At 72.3% G+C, this 19,954-nt stretch carries 16 protein-coding genes; 3 read left to right on the forward strand and 13 right to left on the reverse strand.

Annotation, left to right across the window (positions count from 1 at the left end):
* The first annotated feature begins 3 nt into the window (after positions 1 to 3).
* Entirely contained in the window at positions 4 to 984 is a 981-nt protein-coding gene (gene rsgA, locus ELX43_RS13105; protein WP_127783812.1) for a ribosome small subunit-dependent GTPase A, read from the forward strand.
* Positions 985 to 989: 5 nt separating this feature from the next.
* Here the strand turns inward: rsgA and ELX43_RS13110 are convergent, their stop codons facing one another.
* Positions 990 to 1,493, reverse strand: coding sequence for a hypothetical protein (locus ELX43_RS13110; protein ID WP_127783813.1), 504 nt, complete (start codon positions 1,491 to 1,493; stop codon positions 990 to 992).
* Complete coding sequence (locus ELX43_RS13115; RefSeq protein WP_127783814.1) at positions 1,490 to 2,950, reverse strand: wax ester/triacylglycerol synthase family O-acyltransferase; 1,461 nt, start codon at positions 2,948 to 2,950, stop codon at positions 1,490 to 1,492. The genes ELX43_RS13110 and ELX43_RS13115 overlap by 4 nt, the downstream gene beginning before the upstream one ends.
* Before the next feature lie 187 nt (positions 2,951 to 3,137).
* Between ELX43_RS13115 and ELX43_RS13120 the strand changes: the two genes are divergently transcribed.
* The gene (locus tag ELX43_RS13120; RefSeq protein ID WP_127783815.1) at positions 3,138 to 3,683 is read left to right on the forward strand and encodes an Rv3235 family protein; all 546 of its coding nucleotides are present in this window, start codon (positions 3,138 to 3,140) and stop codon (positions 3,681 to 3,683) included.
* Positions 3,684 to 3,789: 106 nt separating this feature from the next.
* Here the strand turns inward: ELX43_RS13120 and secA are convergent, their stop codons facing one another.
* The 8 genes from secA to ahcY all read right to left on the reverse strand — a co-directional run bounded on the left by secA (position 3,790) and on the right by ahcY (position 15,038).
* A complete protein-coding gene (secA, locus tag ELX43_RS13125) occupies positions 3,790 to 6,642 on the reverse strand; it encodes a preprotein translocase subunit SecA (RefSeq protein ID WP_127783816.1) in 2,853 nt (950 codons plus the stop codon).
* Positions 6,643 to 6,784: 142 nt separating this feature from the next.
* The gene (gene raiA, locus ELX43_RS13130; protein WP_127783817.1) at positions 6,785 to 7,513 is read right to left on the reverse strand and encodes a ribosome-associated translation inhibitor RaiA; all 729 of its coding nucleotides are present in this window, start codon (positions 7,511 to 7,513) and stop codon (positions 6,785 to 6,787) included.
* A 234-nt stretch (positions 7,514 to 7,747) separates the two neighbouring features.
* Positions 7,748 to 8,410, reverse strand: coding sequence for a ComF family protein (locus ELX43_RS13135; protein WP_127784892.1), 663 nt, complete (start codon positions 8,408 to 8,410; stop codon positions 7,748 to 7,750).
* A gap of 86 nt (positions 8,411 to 8,496) precedes the next feature.
* Complete coding sequence (gene lpqB / locus ELX43_RS13140) at positions 8,497 to 10,266, reverse strand: MtrAB system accessory lipoprotein LpqB (RefSeq protein WP_127783818.1); 1,770 nt, start codon at positions 10,264 to 10,266, stop codon at positions 8,497 to 8,499.
* A complete protein-coding gene (gene mtrB, locus ELX43_RS13145) occupies positions 10,266 to 11,879 on the reverse strand; it encodes an MtrAB system histidine kinase MtrB (protein ID WP_127784893.1) in 1,614 nt (537 codons plus the stop codon). Before mtrB ends, lpqB begins: the two co-directional genes overlap by 1 nt.
* Before the next feature lie 113 nt (positions 11,880 to 11,992).
* Positions 11,993 to 12,679 (reverse strand): MtrAB system response regulator MtrA, encoded by a 687-nt coding sequence (gene mtrA / locus ELX43_RS13150; protein WP_127783819.1) that lies wholly within the window; start codon positions 12,677 to 12,679, stop codon positions 11,993 to 11,995.
* Between the two features lie 67 nt (positions 12,680 to 12,746).
* The gene (locus tag ELX43_RS13155) at positions 12,747 to 13,433 is read right to left on the reverse strand and encodes a dTMP kinase (RefSeq protein ID WP_127783820.1); all 687 of its coding nucleotides are present in this window, start codon (positions 13,431 to 13,433) and stop codon (positions 12,747 to 12,749) included.
* Positions 13,434 to 13,562: 129 nt separating this feature from the next.
* The gene (ahcY, locus tag ELX43_RS13160; RefSeq protein ID WP_127783821.1) at positions 13,563 to 15,038 is read right to left on the reverse strand and encodes an adenosylhomocysteinase; all 1,476 of its coding nucleotides are present in this window, start codon (positions 15,036 to 15,038) and stop codon (positions 13,563 to 13,565) included.
* Between the two features lie 91 nt (positions 15,039 to 15,129).
* On the opposite strand from ahcY, the gene ELX43_RS13165 reads away from it, so the two are divergent.
* Positions 15,130 to 15,990 (forward strand): aldo/keto reductase, encoded by an 861-nt coding sequence (locus ELX43_RS13165; protein ID WP_127783822.1) that lies wholly within the window; start codon positions 15,130 to 15,132, stop codon positions 15,988 to 15,990.
* 22 nt (positions 15,991 to 16,012) lie between these two features.
* On the opposite strand, the gene ELX43_RS13170 is transcribed toward ELX43_RS13165, so the two are convergent.
* The 3 genes from ELX43_RS13170 to manA form a co-directional block, all read right to left on the reverse strand.
* Entirely contained in the window at positions 16,013 to 17,533 is a 1,521-nt protein-coding gene (locus ELX43_RS13170) for an amino acid permease (RefSeq protein WP_127783823.1), read from the reverse strand.
* 135 nt (positions 17,534 to 17,668) lie between these two features.
* On the reverse strand, positions 17,669 to 18,622 hold the full coding sequence (locus ELX43_RS13175) for a cation diffusion facilitator family transporter (RefSeq protein ID WP_127783824.1): 954 nt from the start codon (positions 18,620 to 18,622) through the stop codon (positions 17,669 to 17,671).
* A 25-nt stretch (positions 18,623 to 18,647) separates the two neighbouring features.
* A complete protein-coding gene (gene manA / locus ELX43_RS13180; RefSeq protein ID WP_127783825.1) occupies positions 18,648 to 19,910 on the reverse strand; it encodes a mannose-6-phosphate isomerase, class I in 1,263 nt (420 codons plus the stop codon).
* Positions 19,911 to 19,954: the final 44 nt, after the last annotated feature.

The following is a 19,954-nucleotide window of genomic DNA, read 5'->3' on the forward strand; positions in this document are numbered from 1 at the left end:
CGGGTGTACGACGAGTCCGACGTGCGGATCCGGCCGCGTCCGGGCTCGCGGCCGCGCACCAAGACCCGGCCCGAGCACCTCGATGCCGAGCAGGCGATGGTGGTGGCGGTGGACCGGGGCCGGTGGGGCTGCGTGTTCGACGGCGACCCCGAGCGTCCCGTGGTGGCCATGCGCGCCCGCGAGATGGGCCGCACCCCCGTGGTGGTGGGCGACGAGGTGAGCCTGGTGGGCGACCTGTCCGGGCGACCCGACAGCCTGGCCCGCATCGTGCGGGTGGCCGAGCGGCGCACGGTGCTGCGTCGCACCGCCGACGACACCGACCCCTACGAGCGGATCGTGGTGGCCAACGCCGACCAGCTGGCCGTGGTGGTGGCCCTGGCTGACCCGCCGCCGCGCACCGGGCTCATCGACCGCACCCTGGTGGCGGCCTACGTCGGCGGACTGACCCCCATCCTCTGCCTCACCAAGTCCGACCTGGCCGACCCGGACGAGCTCGTCAGCGCCTACGCCGACCTGGAGGTGCCGGTGGTGGTGTTGAACCAGACCGCGCCCCTGGACGAGCTGGAGGCGATGCTGCAGGGCCGCACGACCGTGCTGCTCGGCCACTCCGGGGTGGGCAAGTCCACCCTGGTGAACCGGCTGGTGCCTGAGGCGTTCCGCGCGGTCGGGGTGGTCTCGGGCATCGGCCGTGGCCGGCACACCTCCACCCAGTCCATCGCGCTGCCGCTGCCCAGCGGGTCCGGCTGGGTGGTGGACACCCCCGGCATCCGGTCCTTCGGCCTGGCCCACGTCTCCACCGACGACGTGGTGGCCGCCTTCGCCGACCTGGCCGAGGTGGCCGCCACCTGTCCGCGCGGCTGCACCCATCTTGGTCCGCCTGCCGACCCGGAGTGCGCGCTGGACACCCTCACCGGCACCGCGGCCCGGCGGGTGGAGGCGGTGCGCCGGCTGCTGGTGGCGCTGGCGACCAACACCGACTGGTAGCCGGCTCAGAGCAGCTCGAGCAGGAAGGGCAGCTCCTGGGTGGCGTACCAGGCCAGCTCGTGGTCGGCGACCTCGCCGAGGACGAACTCCGCCTCCAGGTCGCCCAGGTCGGCGGCGTCCACCGCGGCCACCGCGGCTCGCACGGCGTCCTCGGCCTCGGCCAGGTCCACGTGCGCCGAGGCCACCTGGCTCAGCTGTACCGGCGCCGTCAGCCGCACCACCGCGTCGTCGAGGTCCGGGCGGAGCTGGGCGTCCTCGACGTCGGCGCTGAGCACCGCGCGGCGGGGACGGGCCGCGTCGTCGGTCTCCAGCTCCACCGCCAGCAGCCGCAGCGACGCCCGGGCCGCCTCAGCCATCGCGGCGTAGGAGAGCTCCTCCTCGTCGCCGACGGCGTAGGACTCGCGCAGCGCGGGGGTGAGGGCGAACGCGGTCCCGCTGACCGCCCGCAGCTCCCCGTCCCGCTGCAGCTGCTCCAGCATGGCGATGGTCGCCGGCACGTACACCCTCATGAGGTCTCCTTCGTCGCTGGGCTGCCCGGGCCGGATCGGCGACCGGGCGCCCGGGGTGGTGCTGCTCGCACCGCGGCCACCAGCTCGGCCAGGGACTGCTCGAGGAAGCCGGCCAGCTGGTCCACGTCGGCGAGGGCGTCGCGGTCGGCGTTGAGGCCGTAGAGCACCGAGCCGTCGTAGGAGGTCACCCCGACGGTCAGCGCCTGGTTGGGCATCAGCGGCACCACAGAGTAGATCTCGCGCAGCCGCGCCCCGTCGGCGTACAGCGGGTACTGCGGACCGGGCACGTTGGTGACCAGCACGTTGAACGAGCGCCGCGCCAGCGTGCCCGCCAGCCGCGCACCCATGGCGTGCAGGGTGGGCGGGGCGAAGCCGGACAGCTGGGTGAGCGCGCGGGCGCCGACCAGCGGGGTGGAGGAGGCGTGCTCGCGGGTGGCCTCGCGCAGCTGGCCCACCCGCACCAGCGGGTCGGCCGCCCCCACCGGCAGGTCCACCAGGAACGAGGAGAGGTCCTCGTGCTCTGCACCGGTGTCCTCGGGGTCGGACGCCACCGCGAGCGGCACCAGGGCGCGCACCGTGGTGTCCGGGGTGACCGGCTCGTTCCGGGAGGTCAACCAGCTGCGCAGCGCCCCGCTGACCACGGCGAGCACCACGTCGTTGACGCTGGCCCCGGTGGCGGCACGGACCTGCCGGTAGTCGGCCAGCTGGGTGCGGGCGGTGGCGAAGCGGCGCTGGCGGGAGACGGCCACGTTCAGCGGGCTGGGCGGGGCCGGGCGCGCCAACCGGCGCACCATCGCCGCCGCCGTGGTGGCTGCCTCGGTCACCGTGCTCACCGCGTTCGCGGCGTCGCGCGCCACCCACCGCACCACGTCGACCACCTCGGTGGGGCTGCGCAGCACCTCCACGGCGGCCTCCGCCAGCAGCCGGGTGCCGGCCGGCTCGGCCGCGGGCATCCAGAGGCCGGTGCGCTGCACACCGGGCTTGCGGGTGTCGTCCAGGATCACCTGGCCCAGCTCGAGGGCCTGCGCCCCGTCCACCACCGCCTGGTGGGTCTTGCTGATGATGGCGACCCGGCCCTTGGCCAGCCCCTCCACCAGGTACAGCTCCCACAGCGGGCGGGCCCGGTCCAGCCGGCGGGACAGCAGCCGCGACACCAGCTCGTGCAGCTGCGCGTCGTCGCCCGGGCTGGGCAGCGCGGAGCGACGCACGTGGTAGGAGATGTCGAAGTCGTTGTCGTCCACCCACACCGGGCGGGCCAGGCCGGCGGGCAGGTCACGAACCTTCTGCCGGTAGCGAGGCACGTACGGCAGCCGCTGCTCGATGTGGGACACCAGCGCGTCGTAGCCGAAGCCCGCCCGGGGTGGGGTGAAGATGCTGAGGCTGCCGATGTGCGCGGGGGTCGTCCCCCGCTCCAGCGACAGGAACGACGCATCGAGCGGGCTGAGTCGGTCACGCATGGGTGCAGCGTAGCCGCCGCAGGAGATTTGCTTCCGCACAGCATTGTCCACAAAGGTGCGGCAACCTGGCCCGGCCAGCCGGTGGCGGCGCCCATACTTCCTGCAGCGACGAGCCGCCCCTCCTCGGTGTCGCGAGCACCCACCGGTCACCCACGCCGACCGCCGCCCTGCCAGGAGAGAGCCACCCATGTCCGTCGACGCCACCGCAGAAGCCGCACTCCGCCCGGCCCCGCACCGTCCGCCAGCAGCTGCAGCGGCGCTGCCGCCCGCCGAGACTCCCCCGGCCACGCTGCTGCGGCGCGCACCGGTCTGCGAGCCCGCACCCGAGCACCTGCGCGTCGGCACCGCTGCCCCGCCGCCCCGGGCCCGGCGACGCGTCCCGGCCCAGCCGCAGCGCGCCCAGCCCGACCCGGTGAGCCCCGCCGCGGCCGCGAGCGCGCACCAGGTGTTCCGGCTGACCTTCGAGGTGCTGGAGGGCCGGCGGGGTGCGCAGCAGCTGCACCGGGTGATGGGACCGGTGGTGGCCGCGCAGGTCACCACGCTGTCGCGTGCCGGGACCGGCAGCTGGGCGCGGGGCGTGACCCGGCTCAACCGGATGCACGTCCAGCAGGTCACCCCCACCGCGGCGGAGGCTTGCGCCACCGTCACCCGCAACGGGCGGGTGCACGCCGTGGCCGCTCGCCTGGAGCTGGGCCGCACCGGCTGGCACTGCACCGCCCTGCACCTCGGCTAGCAGCCGTCCCTCCGCCGCCGGGTGGACCTCGGCGAGCACGCGGCGCACCGTGGCCGCCGACCGAGCACCGGCGCGGGGGGCTGACCCACCTCGCGCCGGTGCTCTCTCAGCGCTTGCGCTTGGGGCTCTTGGGGCCCTTGGCCTTCTGCCGGGCCTGGGCACGCCGGTCCCGCCGAGTGCCGGGAGCCTCCGCGCCGGCGGTGGCTGCTCCGGTCTCGTCCTCGGAGCTGCGCACCGCGGTGCCGCCGGTCTCGTCCGGACCCGAGTAGGTGACCGCCGCGGCCGGCTCGGTGTCCAACCCCTTGGCCCGGAAGGCGGCGGGCGCGGCAGGCACCACCTGCTGCTCCGCCTCGGCCTCGGTGGGCTGCGGCTGCTGCTGGGCGGGGGTGGTGGCCAGGTTGCCCAGCTCCGGCTGCGGCTGCGCACCCACCGTCAGGGTCGGCGCGGGCGCCACCTCCACGGTGACGTTGAACAGGAAGCCGATCGACTCCTCCTTGAGGCCCTCGAGCATGCCGCGGAACATGTCGTAGCCCTCGCGCTGGTACTCCACCAGCGGGTCACGCTGGGCCATCGCGCGCAGTCCGATGCCCTCCTTGAGGTAGTCCATCTCGTAGAGGTGCTCGCGCCACTTGCGGTCGAGCACGCTCAGCAGCACCCGACGCTCGAGGTCCCGCATCCCGCCGGTGCCGGCGATCGCGTCGATCTCCTCGGTGCGCTTGACGTAGGCGGCACGGACGTCGGCGAGGATGGCCTCCAGCAGGCCGTCGCGGGTGAGGTCGCTCTGGTCGCCGACCTCGGTCTCGCCCACCAGGTCCTGCCAGCGGATGCTCACCGGGTACAGGGTGCGCAGCGCCGTCCAGAGGGCTTCCAGGTCCCAGTCCTCGGCGTAGCCGGCCGCGGTGGCGCCGTCCACGTAGGCGGTGACCACGTCGGTCATCATGCCCTCGATCTGACCCTCGACGTCCTCGCCGGACATGATCCGGCGGCGCTCCCGGTAGATGATGGTGCGCTGCTGGTTCATCACCTCGTCGTACTTGAGGACGTTCTTGCGGATCTCGAAGTTCTGCTGCTCCACCTGCGTCTGCGCGGACAGGATCGCCTTGGAGACCATCTTGGCCTCGATGGGCACGTCCTCGGGGAGGTTGAGCCGGTTCATGATCGCCTCGATCATCGGCCCGTTGAAGCGGCGCATGAGCTCATCACCCAGCGACAGGTAGAAGCGGGACTCGCCCGGGTCACCCTGCCGGCCGGAGCGGCCACGGAGCTGGTTGTCGATGCGGCGGGACTCGTGCCGCTCGGTGCCGAGCACGTAGAGCCCGCCCGCCTCGCGGACCCGCTCGGCCTCCTGCTTCACCTCGTCCTTGAGCGGGCCGATGATCAGCTCCCACTCCGCCTGGTACTCCTCCGGGTCGCGCACCGGGTCCAGGCCCCGCTCGCGCAGCGCCACGTCGGCGAGGATCTCGGGGTTGCCGCCGAGCACCACGTCGGTGCCGCGACCGGCCATGTTGGTGGCCACCGTCACCGCACCCACCCGACCGGCCTGGGCGATGATCACCGCCTCCTTGTCGTGGAACTTGGCGTTGAGGACGCTGTGTGGCACACCCTTCTTGACCAGCTGCTGGGACAGGTACTCCGAGCGCTCCACGCTGGTGGTGCCGACCAGCACCGGCTGGCCCTTCTCGTGGCGCTCCACGATGTCCTCGACCACGGCCGCGAACTTGGCTTCCTCGGTCTTGTAGATGAGGTCGGGCGAGTCCACCCGGATCATCGGCCGGTTGGTGTGGATCGGGATGACGCCGAGCTTGTAGATCTGGTGCAGCTCGGCGGCCTCGGTCTGGGCCGTGCCGGTCATCCCGGAGAGCTTGTCGTAGAGCCGGAAGTAGTTCTGCAGGGTGATGGTGGCCAGGGTCTGGTTCTCCGCCTTGATCTCCACCCCCTCCTTGGCCTCCAGCGCCTGGTGCATGCCCTCGTTGTAGCGGCGACCGGCCAGCACGCGACCGGTGAACTCGTCGACGATGAACACCTCGCCGTCGCGGACGATGTAGTCCTTGTCGCGCTGGTAGAGCTCCTTGGCCTTGATGGCGTTGTTCAGGTAGCTCACCAGCGGCGAGTTGGCCGCCTCGTAGAGGTTGTCGATGCCCAGCTGGTCCTCGACGAACTCCACCCCGGCCTCGTGCACACCGATGGTCCGCTTCTTGATGTCCACCTCGTAGTGGACGTCGAGCTTCATCAGCGGAGCCAGGCGCGCGAACTCGCCGTACCAGCGCGAGGAGGCGTCGGCCGGTCCCGAGATGATCAGCGGGGTGCGGGCCTCGTCGATGAGGATGGAGTCGACCTCGTCCACGATGGCGAAGTTGTGGCCGCGCTGCACGCACTCGGCCAGCGAGTTGGCCATGTTGTCGCGCAGGTAGTCGAAGCCGAACTCGTTGTTGGTGCCGTAGGTGATGTCGGCGGCGTAGGCGTCGCGACGCTCGGGCGGCGTCATCCCGGACAGGATGGTGCCCACCTCGAGGCCGAGGAAGCGGTGCACGCGGCCCATCCACTCCGAGTCACGCTTGGCCAGGTAGTCGTTGACGGTGACCACGTGCACGCCCTCACCACCGATGGCGTTGAGGTAGGCGGGCAGCACACAGGTCAGCGTCTTGCCCTCACCGGTCTTCATCTCCGCGATGTTGCCCAGGTGCAGCGCAGCCCCGCCCATCACCTGCACGTCGAAGTGGCGCTGGCCCAGCACGCGGCTGGAGGCCTCCCTGGCGACGGCGTACGCCTCGGGCAGCAGCTCGTCGAGGCTCTCCCCGTCGGCGTGGCGCTTGCGGAACTCGTCGGTCTTGGCCGCCAGCTCGGCGTCAGTCAGCGACTCGACCTCGGGCGACAGGCTGCTGACGTGCTCAGCGATGGACATGAGGCGCTTGACCATGCGGCCTTCGCCTGCGCGCAACAGCTTGGAAAACGACAACACAGCTTGTCTCGTCCCTCGGTCATAGACGGCAGGGTCCGGCCAAGGAAAACCCTTGGCCGGACCCCATGGTAGGCGGCTCCGTGCAGGCCGTGGCCCATCATGCCCCTCGAGCCCGCCACGGCGAGGCTCGCAGGGCCGGAACCTAGACGAGCCTGAGCAGGCCGTAGTCGAAGGCGTGCCTGCGGTAGACCACGCTGGGCCGGCCGGTGTCGGCGCACTGGAAGAGGAAGAAGTCGTGCCCGACCAGCTCCATCTCGTACAGCGCCTCGTCCACCGTCATCGGCACCGCCGGGTGCTCCTTGGTGCGCACGATGCGCCCCGGACCCTCGGTGTCGACCTCCGGCTCGGCCACGTGGGGCTCGGCCTCGGGAACCAGGCCGGCCGTGGCGTCGGCCACCGACAGGCGAGCCTTGCGGCCGTGGTGCACCGTCCGCCGGTCGTGCGCGCGCCGCAGCCGGGACTCCAGCTTGTTGATGGCGTTCTCCAGGGCGTCGCGGAAGGTCTCCGCGCTCGCCTCGGCCCGCACCACCGGGTGCTTGCCGACGGCGGTCAGCTCGACGCGCTGGCAGCTCTTGGCCTGACGGGGGTTGGGGGCGTGCTGCAGCTCGACGCGGAAGAGGTCGATGGTGTTGTCGAAGCGCTCGAGCTTGGCGAGCTTCTCGCCCACGAAGGTGCGGAAGTAGTCCGGCACGCTGACGTTGCGGCCCTCGATGTCCAGGCGCGCGACCGGCTGGCCGGCGGCGTCTGGCACCTCGTCGACGGGCTCGTCGATGACGAACGGCCTGGCGTCCTCCGAGCTGGGCTTGCGCTGCTCGGCGATGCCTTCCTTGCGGTCGTCCTGGGTCTGCACGGTGCTCTGCTTACTAGTCATAGATACCTCCGCGTATGGCCCGGTCGAGCACAGCTGCCCGGCCTGGCCCAAGGTGACTGCGCCGGCACGGAAGAGCCTTCCGGCGCCACTCTCGGGGACGGTCCTCCCAACTGCGGCTCACGTGGCTGCTGTCCTCACGCTAACCCCGTTCCGCCCGGATAGACAGACCCCTTCCGTCACAGCGTGTCACGAGATCGGCGGTGCTCGCACCGCGCTGAGACCGGTTGCTGCCGGTCAGCGCACCGCGGCCAGCACCAGCACGGCGTGCACGCGAATGCCGCAGTCACGCAACGCACTTGCACTTGCCGCCGCCGTGGCGCCGGTGGTGAGCACGTCGTCGAGCAGGACCACCGCCGAACCCGGTGGTGGCAGCGCCCCGGGGCGCACCCGCACCCTGCCGTGCAGGTTGTCCACCCGCTGCCCCGCGGTCAGTCCGACGGAGTCACGCACCCCCCGGCGCAGGCCGAGGACCGGCGCCACGGTGGTGCTGCCCCCGAGGTGTGCGGCGCAGACCCGGGCCGCGGCGAGCACCGGGTCGCCGCCGCGCTGGCGAGCGGCCCGAGCACGGCTGGGCGCGGGCACCAGGTGCAGGGCGGCCAGCTCGGGCGGGTCGAGCTCGCCCCAGTCGCGCAGGTCGCGCAGGCACCGCGCCCAGGCCCGCCCCACGTGCACCAACAGGTCGCGCCGGCCGCGCTCCTTGGCCGCGACCACCACCGCCCGGCGGGCACCGGTGTAGGCCCCGGTGGCCCACGCCGGCGGGACACCGTCCACCCGGGTGCGCACCGGCACCGGCTCGCTGTCCAGCTCTGCGGCACAGCCGGCGCACCAGGGAGTGCCGGGCTCGCGGCAGCCACCGCACTCGGTGGGCAGGACCAGGTCGACGAGGGCGCGCACCAGTCCAGCGTGGCCGGGGGCCGGTGCCGGCGGGCGAGGTGCCCGCAGGGCTGGGGACACCGCGGCGCGACTGTGCACCGCGCGCGGGCTCAGCCGGGCAGGATCGGCGTGCTCGAGCCCCCACCGAGGCCCGCCACCTCGCGCCAGTAGCGCTCACCGGGTGCGTCCAGGACGTTGAGCTGCAGCACCGCCCGGCTGTCGGCGGCCAGCACCGACGACGCGGGCGCGGCCGCCACGTACCGAACCGGCGGGGACAGGTTGCGGCTGGGCAGCGGCTGGATCAGCGCGCCGTCCACCCCCACGGTGACCACCGGCACCTCGTCGCCCCGGCCGGACACCACCAGGGTGTCGGCACTGGTCCAGTCCAGCGACACCGCGCCGTCCCCGAGGTCCGGGGCCACCGCCACCGGGCTGGTCAGCGCGAAGCCGCCGTTCTGCGCCCGGGTGACCACGGCCACGTACACCCGCCCCCCCACGATGAGCGCCGCACGGACGCCGTCCCTGGACAGCCGCAGCGCGCTGATCGGCCCACCGAGCGCGGTCACCGCGCCGGAGTCCACCGGCGAGCTGGACACCTGGCCGCTGGAGGGCTCCCGCACCACCCGCACCACGGTCCCGGTGTCCACCACCACCCAGGCCGCACGATCGTCCCCGGACCAGGTGGGGCGGGTCATCTCCGTGCCCGAGGCCGCGACGGCCACCGCCCCGCCGAGGCTGCCCACCAGCAGCTGCACCTGCCCCCCGGGCCTCGGGTCGCCCGTCATGGTGACCGCGGCGACCTGCTGCCCGTCGTGGGAGATGGCGGCTGACTCCAGCGAGCTGGCCCGACCCAGTGGCCCACCCACCGCGTTGACGCTGCCGTCGACCACCTTGACCAGGCTGCCGCCGGACACCGCGTGCAGCCCCACGTCAGCCCCGGAGGAGGACGAGGGGTCGAAGGAGGCGACGTCGGCGGTGTCCCAGCCCAGCGCGTAGCGCTCGTCCAGCGGGGCCCCGTCGGCGAGAAGCACGTACGGACCGCGCACGCCGGCGCTGTCCAGGGTCCACACCACCTGGGCGGCCAGCAGCTGGCGCTGCCCGGCGTCGAGGGACTCCAGCCCACCCAGGTCGATACCGACCCCGTTGGCCTCGCCGGCGCCGGGCACGCTCTCCCCGGTCGCGGTGGTGACGTTGCTGCGCAGCCGCACTCCCTGGCCCAGCTTGTTCACCACGCCGCTGGCCAGCTGCGCGTTCGGTCCGCCGATGAGCAGCTCCACCAGCCGTGCGGCCAGGGAGTCGGAGTCGCGCGCCACCCAGCGGGGGTCGGCCACCACCTTCTTCTGGTCGGGGTTGAGGAAGTACACCGGCACCCGCTGGTAGCGGGCCAGGAAGTCGGCACGCTCGAGCACCACACCGCTGGGCAGGGCGTCGATGCGCCACTGGCCGTCGACCTTCAGCAGCGTCAGCCGGGCCTCGTAGGTGCCCTGGTCCTGGTTGTAGGTGCCGTCCCCGCTGAGCGTGCCGACCCGGTCGGCGCGCAGCAGGATGGTCACCCGGTTCTCGGCGCGCACGTCGTAGAGGGTGTCCACGTTGGTCAGGATCGTGGTGGACGTGCGGTCGTCCCAGCGCTGGGAGCCCTCACCGGTGAGGTACTGCCGCGCCACCCGGTGCTGGCCGCGCTGGGCGCTGCTGGCGGAGATGAAGTCGCGCACCAGCAGGTCGGGCTCCCGCCCGGCGATCGGCGCCTGCTCCACCTCCGGCTGCGGATCGGTGCGCACCGTGCTGATCACGTGCGGGGTGGAGCTGGTGGGCACGGTGGCGCACCCGGTGAGCACGGTGGCCACCGCCACCAGGCAGGACAGCACACGGAATCGGCGCATCAGGAGACTCCCACGTCGGGCGCGGCGGTGGCACGGTCAGGGACGCTCGCGGTGGACGGTGGCTGCACCACGTCGCCGACGGCGACGTTGGCGACGTCGAAGGGCTCGGTGGGCACCAGCGGGATGGGACCGTCCACCAGCGCGGCACCGCGCCGCAGCGGCAGGGTGAGCAGGAAGCAGGCGCCGCGGCCGGGCTCGCCCCAGGCCTGCAGCGAGCCGCCGTGCAGGCGGGCGTCCTCCACCGCGATCGCCAGGCCGAGACCAGTGCCGCCGGAGCGGCGCACCCGGGAGGGGTCGGCGCGCCAGAACCGGTTGAACACCTTCTCCGCCTCCCCCGGCTGCAGACCGATCCCGCTGTCGCGCACCAGCACCGACACCGACTGGTCGGAGGCGCGCATCTGCACCAGCACCGGCCGGCCCTCACCGTGGTCGAGCGCGTTGGCCAGCAGGTTGCGCAGCACGCGCTCCACCCGGCGGGCGTCGACCTCGGCGGTCACCTTGTCCTCGGGCAGGTCCAGCAGCAGCTCGCTGCCGGTCTGGGCCACCAGGTGGCGCACGGTGTCCACCGCACCGCGCACGCACAGGCGCAGGTCCAGCGGCTCCGCGGCCAGGTCGGCCATCCCCGCGTCGTGCCTGCTGATCTCCAGCAGGTCGTTGAGCAGGGTCTCGAAGCGGTCCAGCTCGGCCACCAGCAGCTCGGCCGAGCGACGCAGGGCCGGGTCCATCTCGTCGCTGCCGGCGTGCAGCACGTCAGCCGCCATCCGCACCGTGGTCAGCGGGGTGCGCAGCTCGTGGCTGACGTCGGAGGTGAACTGCCGCTGCAGGGCGCCGAACTCCTCCAGCTGCGCGATCTGGTCGGCGAGGTTGGCAGCCATGTCGTTGAACGCCAGCCCCAGCCGGGCGACGTCGTCCTCCCCGCGCACCGGCATGCGCGCCTCGAGCTGCCCGTCGGCGAAGCGCTCCGCCGCATCCACGGCGGTGCGGATGGGCAGGACCACCTGGCGGGTGACCAGCGCGGCCACCCCACCGAGCAGCAGGAGCAGGACGCCGCCACCGAGGGACATGGTGCCCTTGATCAGGCTGATCGAGCGCTCCTCGGCGTTCAGCGGGAACACCAGGTACAGCTCGAGCCCGGCGACGTCGGAGGGCGCCGGGGTGCCGACGACGAGGGTGGGGGCGCCGGCGATGGAGGTGTACTGGTAGGTCAGCTGCCCCTTCTGCACGAAGGGGCGCAGCGACGTGGGCACCTCGGCGATGGGGCCGCTGGCGATGGCGCCACGCGGGCCGTCCCCGCGGACGATGAGCACCGGCTCGAAGGCGCCGGCGCCGCCGCTGGCCGAGCCACCCATGTCGATGCCGGGGCTGGTCAGCGCCGAGCTGGCGCTGTTGAGCCGGCTGCGCAGGGAGTTGCTCTCGTCGGCGCCGGCCAGCTCGCGCTGCACGGTGGCGCGGGCTCGCTCCACCTCCTCGACGGCGGCGTTGATCTTGGCGTCGAGCAGCCGGTCGGTGATCTGGCTGAGCAGCGCCACCCCGACGGTGAGCACCAGCACCGCCGACAGCGCCAGGGTGGACAGCACCACCCGCAGCTGCAGGGACCGCCGCCACCAGTACATGAAGCCCCGACCGGCGGCCGCGGAGGTGTGCCAGAGGTCGCGCAGCAGGTGCCGCAGCGCTGCGCCGGGCGGGGTGCGTCCGGCGCGGTGGGCGAGCCTGGTGAGCGCTCGTCTCACGGCGGGCCGGCGCGGTACCCCACGCCGCGGACGGTGAGAACCACCTCCGGACGCTCGGGGTCCACCTCGATCTTGGCGCGCAGGCGCTGCACGTGCACGTTGACCAGGCGAGTGTCCGCGGCGTGGCGGTAGCCCCACACCTGCTCCAGGAGCACGTCCCGGCTGAACACCTGGCGCGGCTTGCGGGCCAGCGCCACCAGCAGGTCGAACTCCAGCGGGGTGAGCGAGATGGGCGTGCCGTTGCGGGTGACCTGGTGCGCGGGGACGTCGATCTCCACGTCGGCGATGTGCAGGATCTCCGCGGGCACCTCGGCGGTGCGCCGCAGCCGGGCCCGCAGCCGCGCGATCAGCTCCTTGGCCTTGAACGGCTTCATCACGTAGTCGTCGGCGCCAGACTCCAGGCCCAGCACCACGTCCACGGTGTCGGTCTTGGCGGTGAGCATGACGATCGGCACGCCCGACTCCGCCCGGATCACCCGGCACACGTCGATGCCGTTCATGCCGGGCAGCATCAGGTCGAGCAGGACCAGGTCCGGCTTGAACTCGCGGACCGCGGCCATCGCCTTGGACCCGTCCCCCACGACGGCGGCGTCCATGCCCTCGCCCTGCAGCACGATGGTCAGCATCTCTGCCAGTGCCGCGTCGTCGTCGACGACCAAGATCCGTGGTTTCATGCCGCCCATCCTGACACCTGCGTCGTGGTGCACTGCCCCGCGACGCGAGCGTGAGCTCGCCTGCGCGCCACCGTGCTCATGCGTCCGCCCCCGCCAGCACCCGGTCGGCGAGCGCGGTCACCGCGGCGACGGCTGCGCCGGCCGGGGCAGCGGTGTCGGCGGCGTCGGGCTGCTCGTGGACGTGCCAGGCCCCTGCCCAGCCGTCGGCGGCCAGGCCCTCGTAGACCGCCCCGGTGCGCTCCTGCAGCCCGGCGTCGCGCTCGAAGGCGTCGCGGGCGCGGCCGGCGTCGGCGGACTCGCGGTCCGCCGCGCGCGCGGTGGCCACGGCGACGGGCACCCGCAGCAGCACCTGCAGGGTGGGTGCGGGCAGGCGCAGGCGGTCGAACTCCAGCTGCCGGATCCACTCGGCGAACTCGCCGCGGGCGTCCTGGTGCAGTCGGGCCGCACCGAAGGCGGCGTTGGAGGCGGCGTAGCGGTCGAGCAGCACCACGTCGTTGCTGGCCAGCATCTCGGTGAGCTCGGGGACGGCCTCGGCGCGGTCGAGGGCGAACAGCACGGCCATGCCGTGCACGCTGTCGCCGAGGTCGCCGACCTTGCCGTGCAGCGCCTCGGAGACCAGGTCGGCGTGCACCGAGCGGCCGTAGCGGGGAAAGGCGGTGGCGCCCACCCGGAGCCCGCGGGAGGCGAGCTCGGCGGTCAGCGCGGTGCTCAGCGTCCGCTTTCCCGCGCCGTCAAGACCTTCCACCGTCACGAGTACGCCCACGGGCAACTACCCTAACCGACCCCGAACGACGGTCAGGGCCCTCAGCGCCCCCAGGAGATCCCTGGAGGGCGCTGAGGGCCCTGACCGCGGTGCTGGGCAGTGCCTAGCGGGGCCCGAGCGGGCGGGTGCTCAGTAGCGGTAGTGCTCGGGCTTGTACGGGCCCTCGACGTCCACGCCGATGTACTCCGCCTGCTCCTTGGTGAGCTTGGTCAGCGTGCCGCCCAAGGCCTCCACGTGGATGCGGGCCACCTTCTCGTCCAGGTGCTTGGGGAGGCGGTACACCTCGTTGTCGTACTCGTCGGGCTTGGTCCACAGCTCGATCTGCGCGATCACCTGGTTGGCGAAGGAGTTGCTCATCACAAAGCTGGGGTGGCCGGTGGCGTTGCCCAGGTTGAGCAGGCGGCCCTCGCTCAGCACGATGATGGTGTGGCCGTTCGGGAAGATGAACTCGTCCACCTGGGGCTTGATGTTGATGCGACGGATGTCCTTGTCGCCCTGCAGCCCCGCCATGTCGATCTCGTTGTCGAAGTGGCCGATGTTGCCCAGGATGGCCTGGTGCTTCATCTGCCGCATGTGGTCCAGGGTGATGATGTTCAGGTTTCCGGTGGCGGTGATGACGATGTCGGCCTTGCCGATGGCCTGGTCCACGGTCTCCACGGAGTAGCCGTCCATCATCGCCTGCAGCGCGCAGATCGGGTCGGCCTCGGCGACGACCACGCGGGCACCCTGGCCCTTGAGCGCCTCGGCACAGCCCTTGCCCACGTCGCCGTAGCCGACGACCAGGCAGGCCTTGCCGCCGATGAGCACGTCGGTGCCGCGGTTGATCCCGTCGATCAGCGAGTGGCGGGTGCCGTACTTGTTGTCGAACTTGCTCTTGGTCACCGAGTCGTTGACGTTGATGGCCGGGAAGGGCAGCTCGCCGGAGGCGGAGAACTGGTAGAGCCGGATGACGCCGGTGGTGGTCTCCTCGGTGACACCGCGGATGTTCTTGGCGGTCTCGGTCCACTTGGTGGTGGACTGCTCCAGCGAGCGCCGCAGCGTCTCCAGGACCACCTGGTACTCCTCGGAGTCGGTGTCCTCGGTGGAGGGCACGACGCCGGTCTTCTCGTACTGCGCGCCCTTGAGGACGTACATGGTGGCGTCGCCACCGTCGTCGAGGATCATGTTCGCGGTCTCCCCACCCGGCCAGGTGAGCATCTGCTCGGCGCACCACCAGTACTCCTCCAGCGACTCACCCTTCCAGGCGAACACCGGGACGCCCTTGGGCTCCTCGGGGGTGCCGTTGCGGCCCACGACGATGGCGGCCGCGGCGTGGTCCTGGGTGGAGAAGATGTTGCAGGAGGCCCAGCGGACCTCGGCGCCCAGGTCGACCAGGGTCTCGATGAGCACGGCCGTCTGCACCGTCATGTGCAGCGAGCCGGAGATGCGCGCACCCTTGAGCGGCTTGACCTCCGAGTACTCCCGGCGCAGCGTCGTCAGACCCGGCATCTCGTGCTCGGCAAGGCGGATCTCCTTGCGCCCGAACTCCGCCAGGGCGAGGTCGGCGACCTTGTAGTCGATGCCGTTGCGGGAGTCGGCGGTCAGCTCGGTTGCAGCCAGGGTCATAGAATTTTGCTCCTTGTCGAGGGGGTCAACTGAACAGGTTATCGGTTCTCGGCCGCTGGCGCGCAGGTGCGGCACCGGGCAGGCTGTAGCGATGGAGCACCGCACGATCGGCAGTCGCACCGTCAGCGCAATCGGGTTGGGCGGCATGCCCATGTCCGTGCAGGGCCGACCGGACCGCGAGCGCGCGCTGGCCACCGTCCATGCTGCCCTCAACGCCGGCGTCACGCTGATCGACACCGCCGACGCCTACAGCCTGGACGCCTCGGACTTCGGGCACAACGAGGAGCTGGTCGCCGAGGCGCTGCGGCACTGGGGCGGTGACCGCGAGGACGTGCTGGTGGCCACCAAGGGCGGGCACGTCCGCACCGCCGACGGCGGCTGGGCCCTGGACGGGCGCCCGGAGCACCTGCGCGCGGCCTGCGAGGCCTCGCTGCGTCGGCTCGGGGTGGACACCATCGACCTCTACCAGCTCCACCGGCCCGACCCGGCCGTCCCCGTGGAGGAGTCGGTGGGCGCGCTGGCCGAGCTGCTGGACGAGGGCAAGATCAGCATGGCCGGCGTCTCCAACTTCGACGTCGACCAGATCCGGCTGGCCCAGCGGGTGCTGGGCGGGCGCCTGGCCAGCGTGCAGAACGAGTACTCCCCGCGCTTTCGCTCCTCGCGGCCGGAGCTGGAGCTGTGCGCCGAGCTGGGCGTGGCCTTCCTGCCCTGGTCGCCGCTGGGCGGCATCGGCAAGGCGGCCGAGCTGGGCCAGGCTCACCAGGCGTTCGCCGAGGTGGCCGCCGAGCACCACGTGAGCCCGCAGCAGGTGGCACTGGCCTGGGAGCTGGCCGCCGCCGACGTGGTCATCCCCATTCCCGGTGCCTCCCGCCCGGCGAGCGCCGTGGCCTCCGCCGCAGCCACCGAGCTGGCGCTCACCCCGGAGCAGCGCGCGCGCCTCGACGCCGCCTAGCGGGAGCCGCTCGCCGAGCGGCCTAGCCGCTGTCCGACGGTGAGGACACCGCCGGCCGCATGCCCTCGGGCCGCTCGTAGCCCTCGGCCAGGGTGCTGCGCTTGCGGCCGTAGACGAAGTAGAGCACCACCCCGATGGCCATCCAGGCGAGGAAGCGCAGCCAGGTGTCCACCGGGAGGTTGAGCATCAGGTAGACGCTGGCCAGCACCGACACGATGGGCACGAAGGGCACCAGCGGCGTGCGGAACGAACGCTTGAGGTCGGGCCGGGTGCGGCGCAGCACCACCACGCCGATGGCCACCAGCACGAAGGCGAACAGGGTGCCGATGTTGACCAGCTTGGCCAGCTCGGTGAGCGGCACCAGCGCCGCGATGGTGGCCACCACGATGCCGGTGACCACGGTGGTGACCACCGGGGTGCCGGTGCGCGGGGAGACCTTGGCGAACGGGGCGGGCAGCAGCCGGTCGCGGCTCATCGCGAAGAACACCCGGCTCTGGCCGAGCATGAGGATCATCATCACGGTGGTCAGACCGGCCAGGGCGCCCACGGAGATGAGGGTGGCGATGGCGTCCTGCCCCACCGACCGGAACGCCGCCGCCAACGGCGCCGACGCCTCGATCTCGTTGTACTTGACCATGCCGGTGATGACCACGGAGACCAGCACGTAGAGCGCGGTGCAGATGGCCAGCGAGCCGAAGATGCCGATGGGCATGTCGCGCTGCGGCTTCTTGGTCTCCTCGGCGGCGGTGGCCACGATGTCGAAGCCGATGAAGGCGAAGAACACGGTGGCGGCGGCGGCGAAGATGCCGCCCACGCCGAACGCGCCGGGCGCGAACCCGAGCTCCTGCAGCAGCGACAGCGACGGCGCCTCGTCCGGCTTGGCGCTGGGTGAGCCCGACGGCGGGATGAACGGGTCGTAGTTGCTGGCCTTGACGTAGAAGAACCCGGCCACGATCACCAGCAGCACCACGCCCAGCTTGATCAGCACGGCGACGGCGTTGACCCGGCTGGAGACCTTGATGCCCAGGCAGATGACGCCGGTGAGGATGAGCACGATGGCTGCGGCGGTGACGTTGACCGTCGCCTCCTCGCCGGCGATGGACGAGGGCAGGTGCCACCCGATGGTCTCCAGCAGCTCCTGCAGGTAGCCCGACCAGCCGACCGCCACGGTCGCCGCGCCCAGCGCCATCTCCAGGATGAGGTCCCAGCCGATGATCCAGGCCAGCAGCTCGCCCAGGCTGGCGTAGGAGAACGTGTAGGCGCTGCCGGCCACCGGCACGGTGCTGGCGAACTCCGCGTAGCAGAGCGCGGCCAGGCCGCAGACGATGGCGGCGAAGACGAAGGACAGCGCCACGGCAGGTCCCGCCTCGAGCCCGGCGGCCTCACCGGTGAGCACGAAGATGCCGGTGCCGATCACCACGCCGACACCGAAGACGATGAGGTCGACGGGCCCCAGCGCCTTCTTCAGCTGGTGCTCGGGCTCCTCGGTGTCCGCGATCGACTGCTCGACGGACTTCGTCCGGAACACGCTGCCTGATCTCATCAGGATTGCCTTCTTCTCACGAGGGGGAACTGCACCGGTCGGGCCGTGAACGCTAGTACGGTAGCCACCCCGTTGCCCAATGGCCTGGTGAGCGGTAGTCCTGCTGCGGCTCAGCCGGTCTGGGCGCAGCGACCGCTAGCCCTGGTCCTGCTCCGCGCCGTGGCGCAGCGCCCCTGCGGCAGGGGCGCGGTAGAGGTCGGGCTCGAGGTAGATCACCCGCGCGGCGGGCACGGCGGCGCGCACCCGCTCCTCGGCGGCGTCGATGGCGGCGGCGATGCCGGCACTGGTCTCGTCGCCGCCCACGGCGACCTTGGCGGCCACCAGCAGCTCCTCCGGACCCAGGTACTGCGTCTTGAGGTGCACCACGCGGTCGATCGCGCCCCCGACCAGGGCTGCCTGGATGGCCTGCTCCTCCCCCGGGGTGGCGCCCTCGCCGATCAGCAGGCTCTGCATCTCGATGATGAGGATGACGGCGATGACACCGAGCAGCAGGCCGATGCTCACGGTTCCGATGCCGTCCCACACCGGGTCACCGGTGAGCACGCTCATGCCGACACCGACGAGGGCGAGCAGCAGGCCGACCAGCGCGCCGGCGTCCTCCAGCAGCACCACCGGCAGCTCGGGGCTGCGCGAGGTGCGGATGAACTGCCACCAGCTGGCCCTGCCCTTGAGCGGGCGCGACTCGTGCACGGCGGTGCGGAAGCTGTAGGTCTCCAGGCCGACGGCCACCAGCAGCACTCCGATGGCCACCCCGGGCGAGGTGAGCTCCTCCGGGTGGGAGATCTTGTGGATGCCCTCGTAGAGGGCGAACATCGAGCCCAGGGTGAACAGCACCAGCGCCACCACGAAGGAGTAGAAGTAGCGGTTGCGGCCGAAGCCGAACGGGTGCAGCTGGGTGGCGGCCTTCTTGGCCCGCTTCTGCCCGAGCAGCAGCAGCCCCTGGTTGGAGGTGTCGGCCACCGAGTGCACCGACTCGGCGAGCATCGACGACGACCCGGTCACGAGGAAGCCGACGAACTTGGCGACCGCGATTCCCGCGTTGGCGACCAGCGCCGCGAGGATGGCCTTGGTACCGCCTGATGCGGACATCCGTGAACTCCTTGGGTGAGCGGGGTCAGGCCCCGGTGGGGGCCTCGTCGGTGGTCAGGCCGTCCCGCACGCGAAACAGCTGAGCGCCATCATCTCCTGCCACCACCGACACCGCCGCACCGGTGGCCGGCAGCCACACCGATCCGCCCTTGTCCACGGTGAGCTCCGCGCCGTCGGCGGTGCTCAGCCGGGCCTGGCCGACCGTGCACAGCAGCACCTGGGGGCTGCCGCGGCCCAGCGTCAGCCGGTCGCCCGCGGGCAGCTCGACGCGGGAGAGCGCAAACTCCTCCGTCGGGGTGGGGTAGCCCAGCTCGGCGGCGCCCTGGCTCGCCGGCCCCCCCGACCACGGGGTGCCGGAGAGCACCGGCATGTCGCCGTGGGCGAAGTCGAGCACCCGCAGCAGCTCGGGCACGTCCACGTGCTTGGGGGTCAGGCCACCGCGCAGCACGTTGTCGGAGTTGGCCATCACCTCCACCCCCACCCCGCTGAGGTAGGCGTGCAGGTTGCCGGCAGGCAGGTAGATGGCCTCACCCGGCTTCAGCACCACTCGGTTCAGCAGCAGCGAGGCCAGCACCCCCGCGTCGCCCGGGTAGCGCTCCCCCAGCTCGAGGGTGGTCTGCGCCTCCAGCACGAAGTCGCCGTCCTCGGCCACCAGCTTGGTGAGGCTGGACAGCACCGCGGGCAGCAGCGACTCCAGCACCTGCACCGGCAGGGTGATCCAGGTCGTCAGCACGGCCCGCAGGCCGTGGGAGTCCGGCTGCCCCGCGAGCAGGCCCAGGTAGGTGTCCAGCTCGGGGCAGCGCATCGCGGTGAGCAGCTCGATGGTGCGGTCGACGCGGCGGAAGCCCGCCAGCGCGTGGAAGGTGGTCAGGGCGCAGAGCAGCTCGGGCTTGTGGCTGGGGTCGCGGTAGTTGCGCTCCTGCGAGCCCTGCGGCACGCGGCGCTGCTCCTCCCGCTCGTAGCCCTCCCGCGCCTGCTCGGCGCTGGGGTGGGCCTGCAGCGACAGCGGCTCGTCGGCCGCGAGCACCTTGAACAGGAACGGCAGCGTGCCGCCGAAGCGCGCGCAGCACGCTGCCCCCAGCTGGACCTCGGGCTCGGCCTCGATCGCGGCGAGCAGCGAGAGCTCCTGGCCGTCGGCGCGGCGCACGGTGGCGGGGTCGGCAGGGTGCGCGCCCAGCCACAGCTCGGCCTCCGGGTGCGGCGCCGGCGCCGGACGGCCAGTCAGCTCGGCGAGGGCGGTGCGCGATCCCCACGCGTAGTGCCGCACCACCCCTAGCAGCTCGTGCACGTCGTTCTCCGCTCCCTCGCCTTGCCGGTTGGTGGTGTCCCTGG

The sequence above is a fragment of the Rhodococcus sp. X156 genome (assembly GCF_004006015.1).
Lineage (GTDB): Bacteria > Actinomycetota > Actinomycetes > Mycobacteriales > Mycobacteriaceae > X156.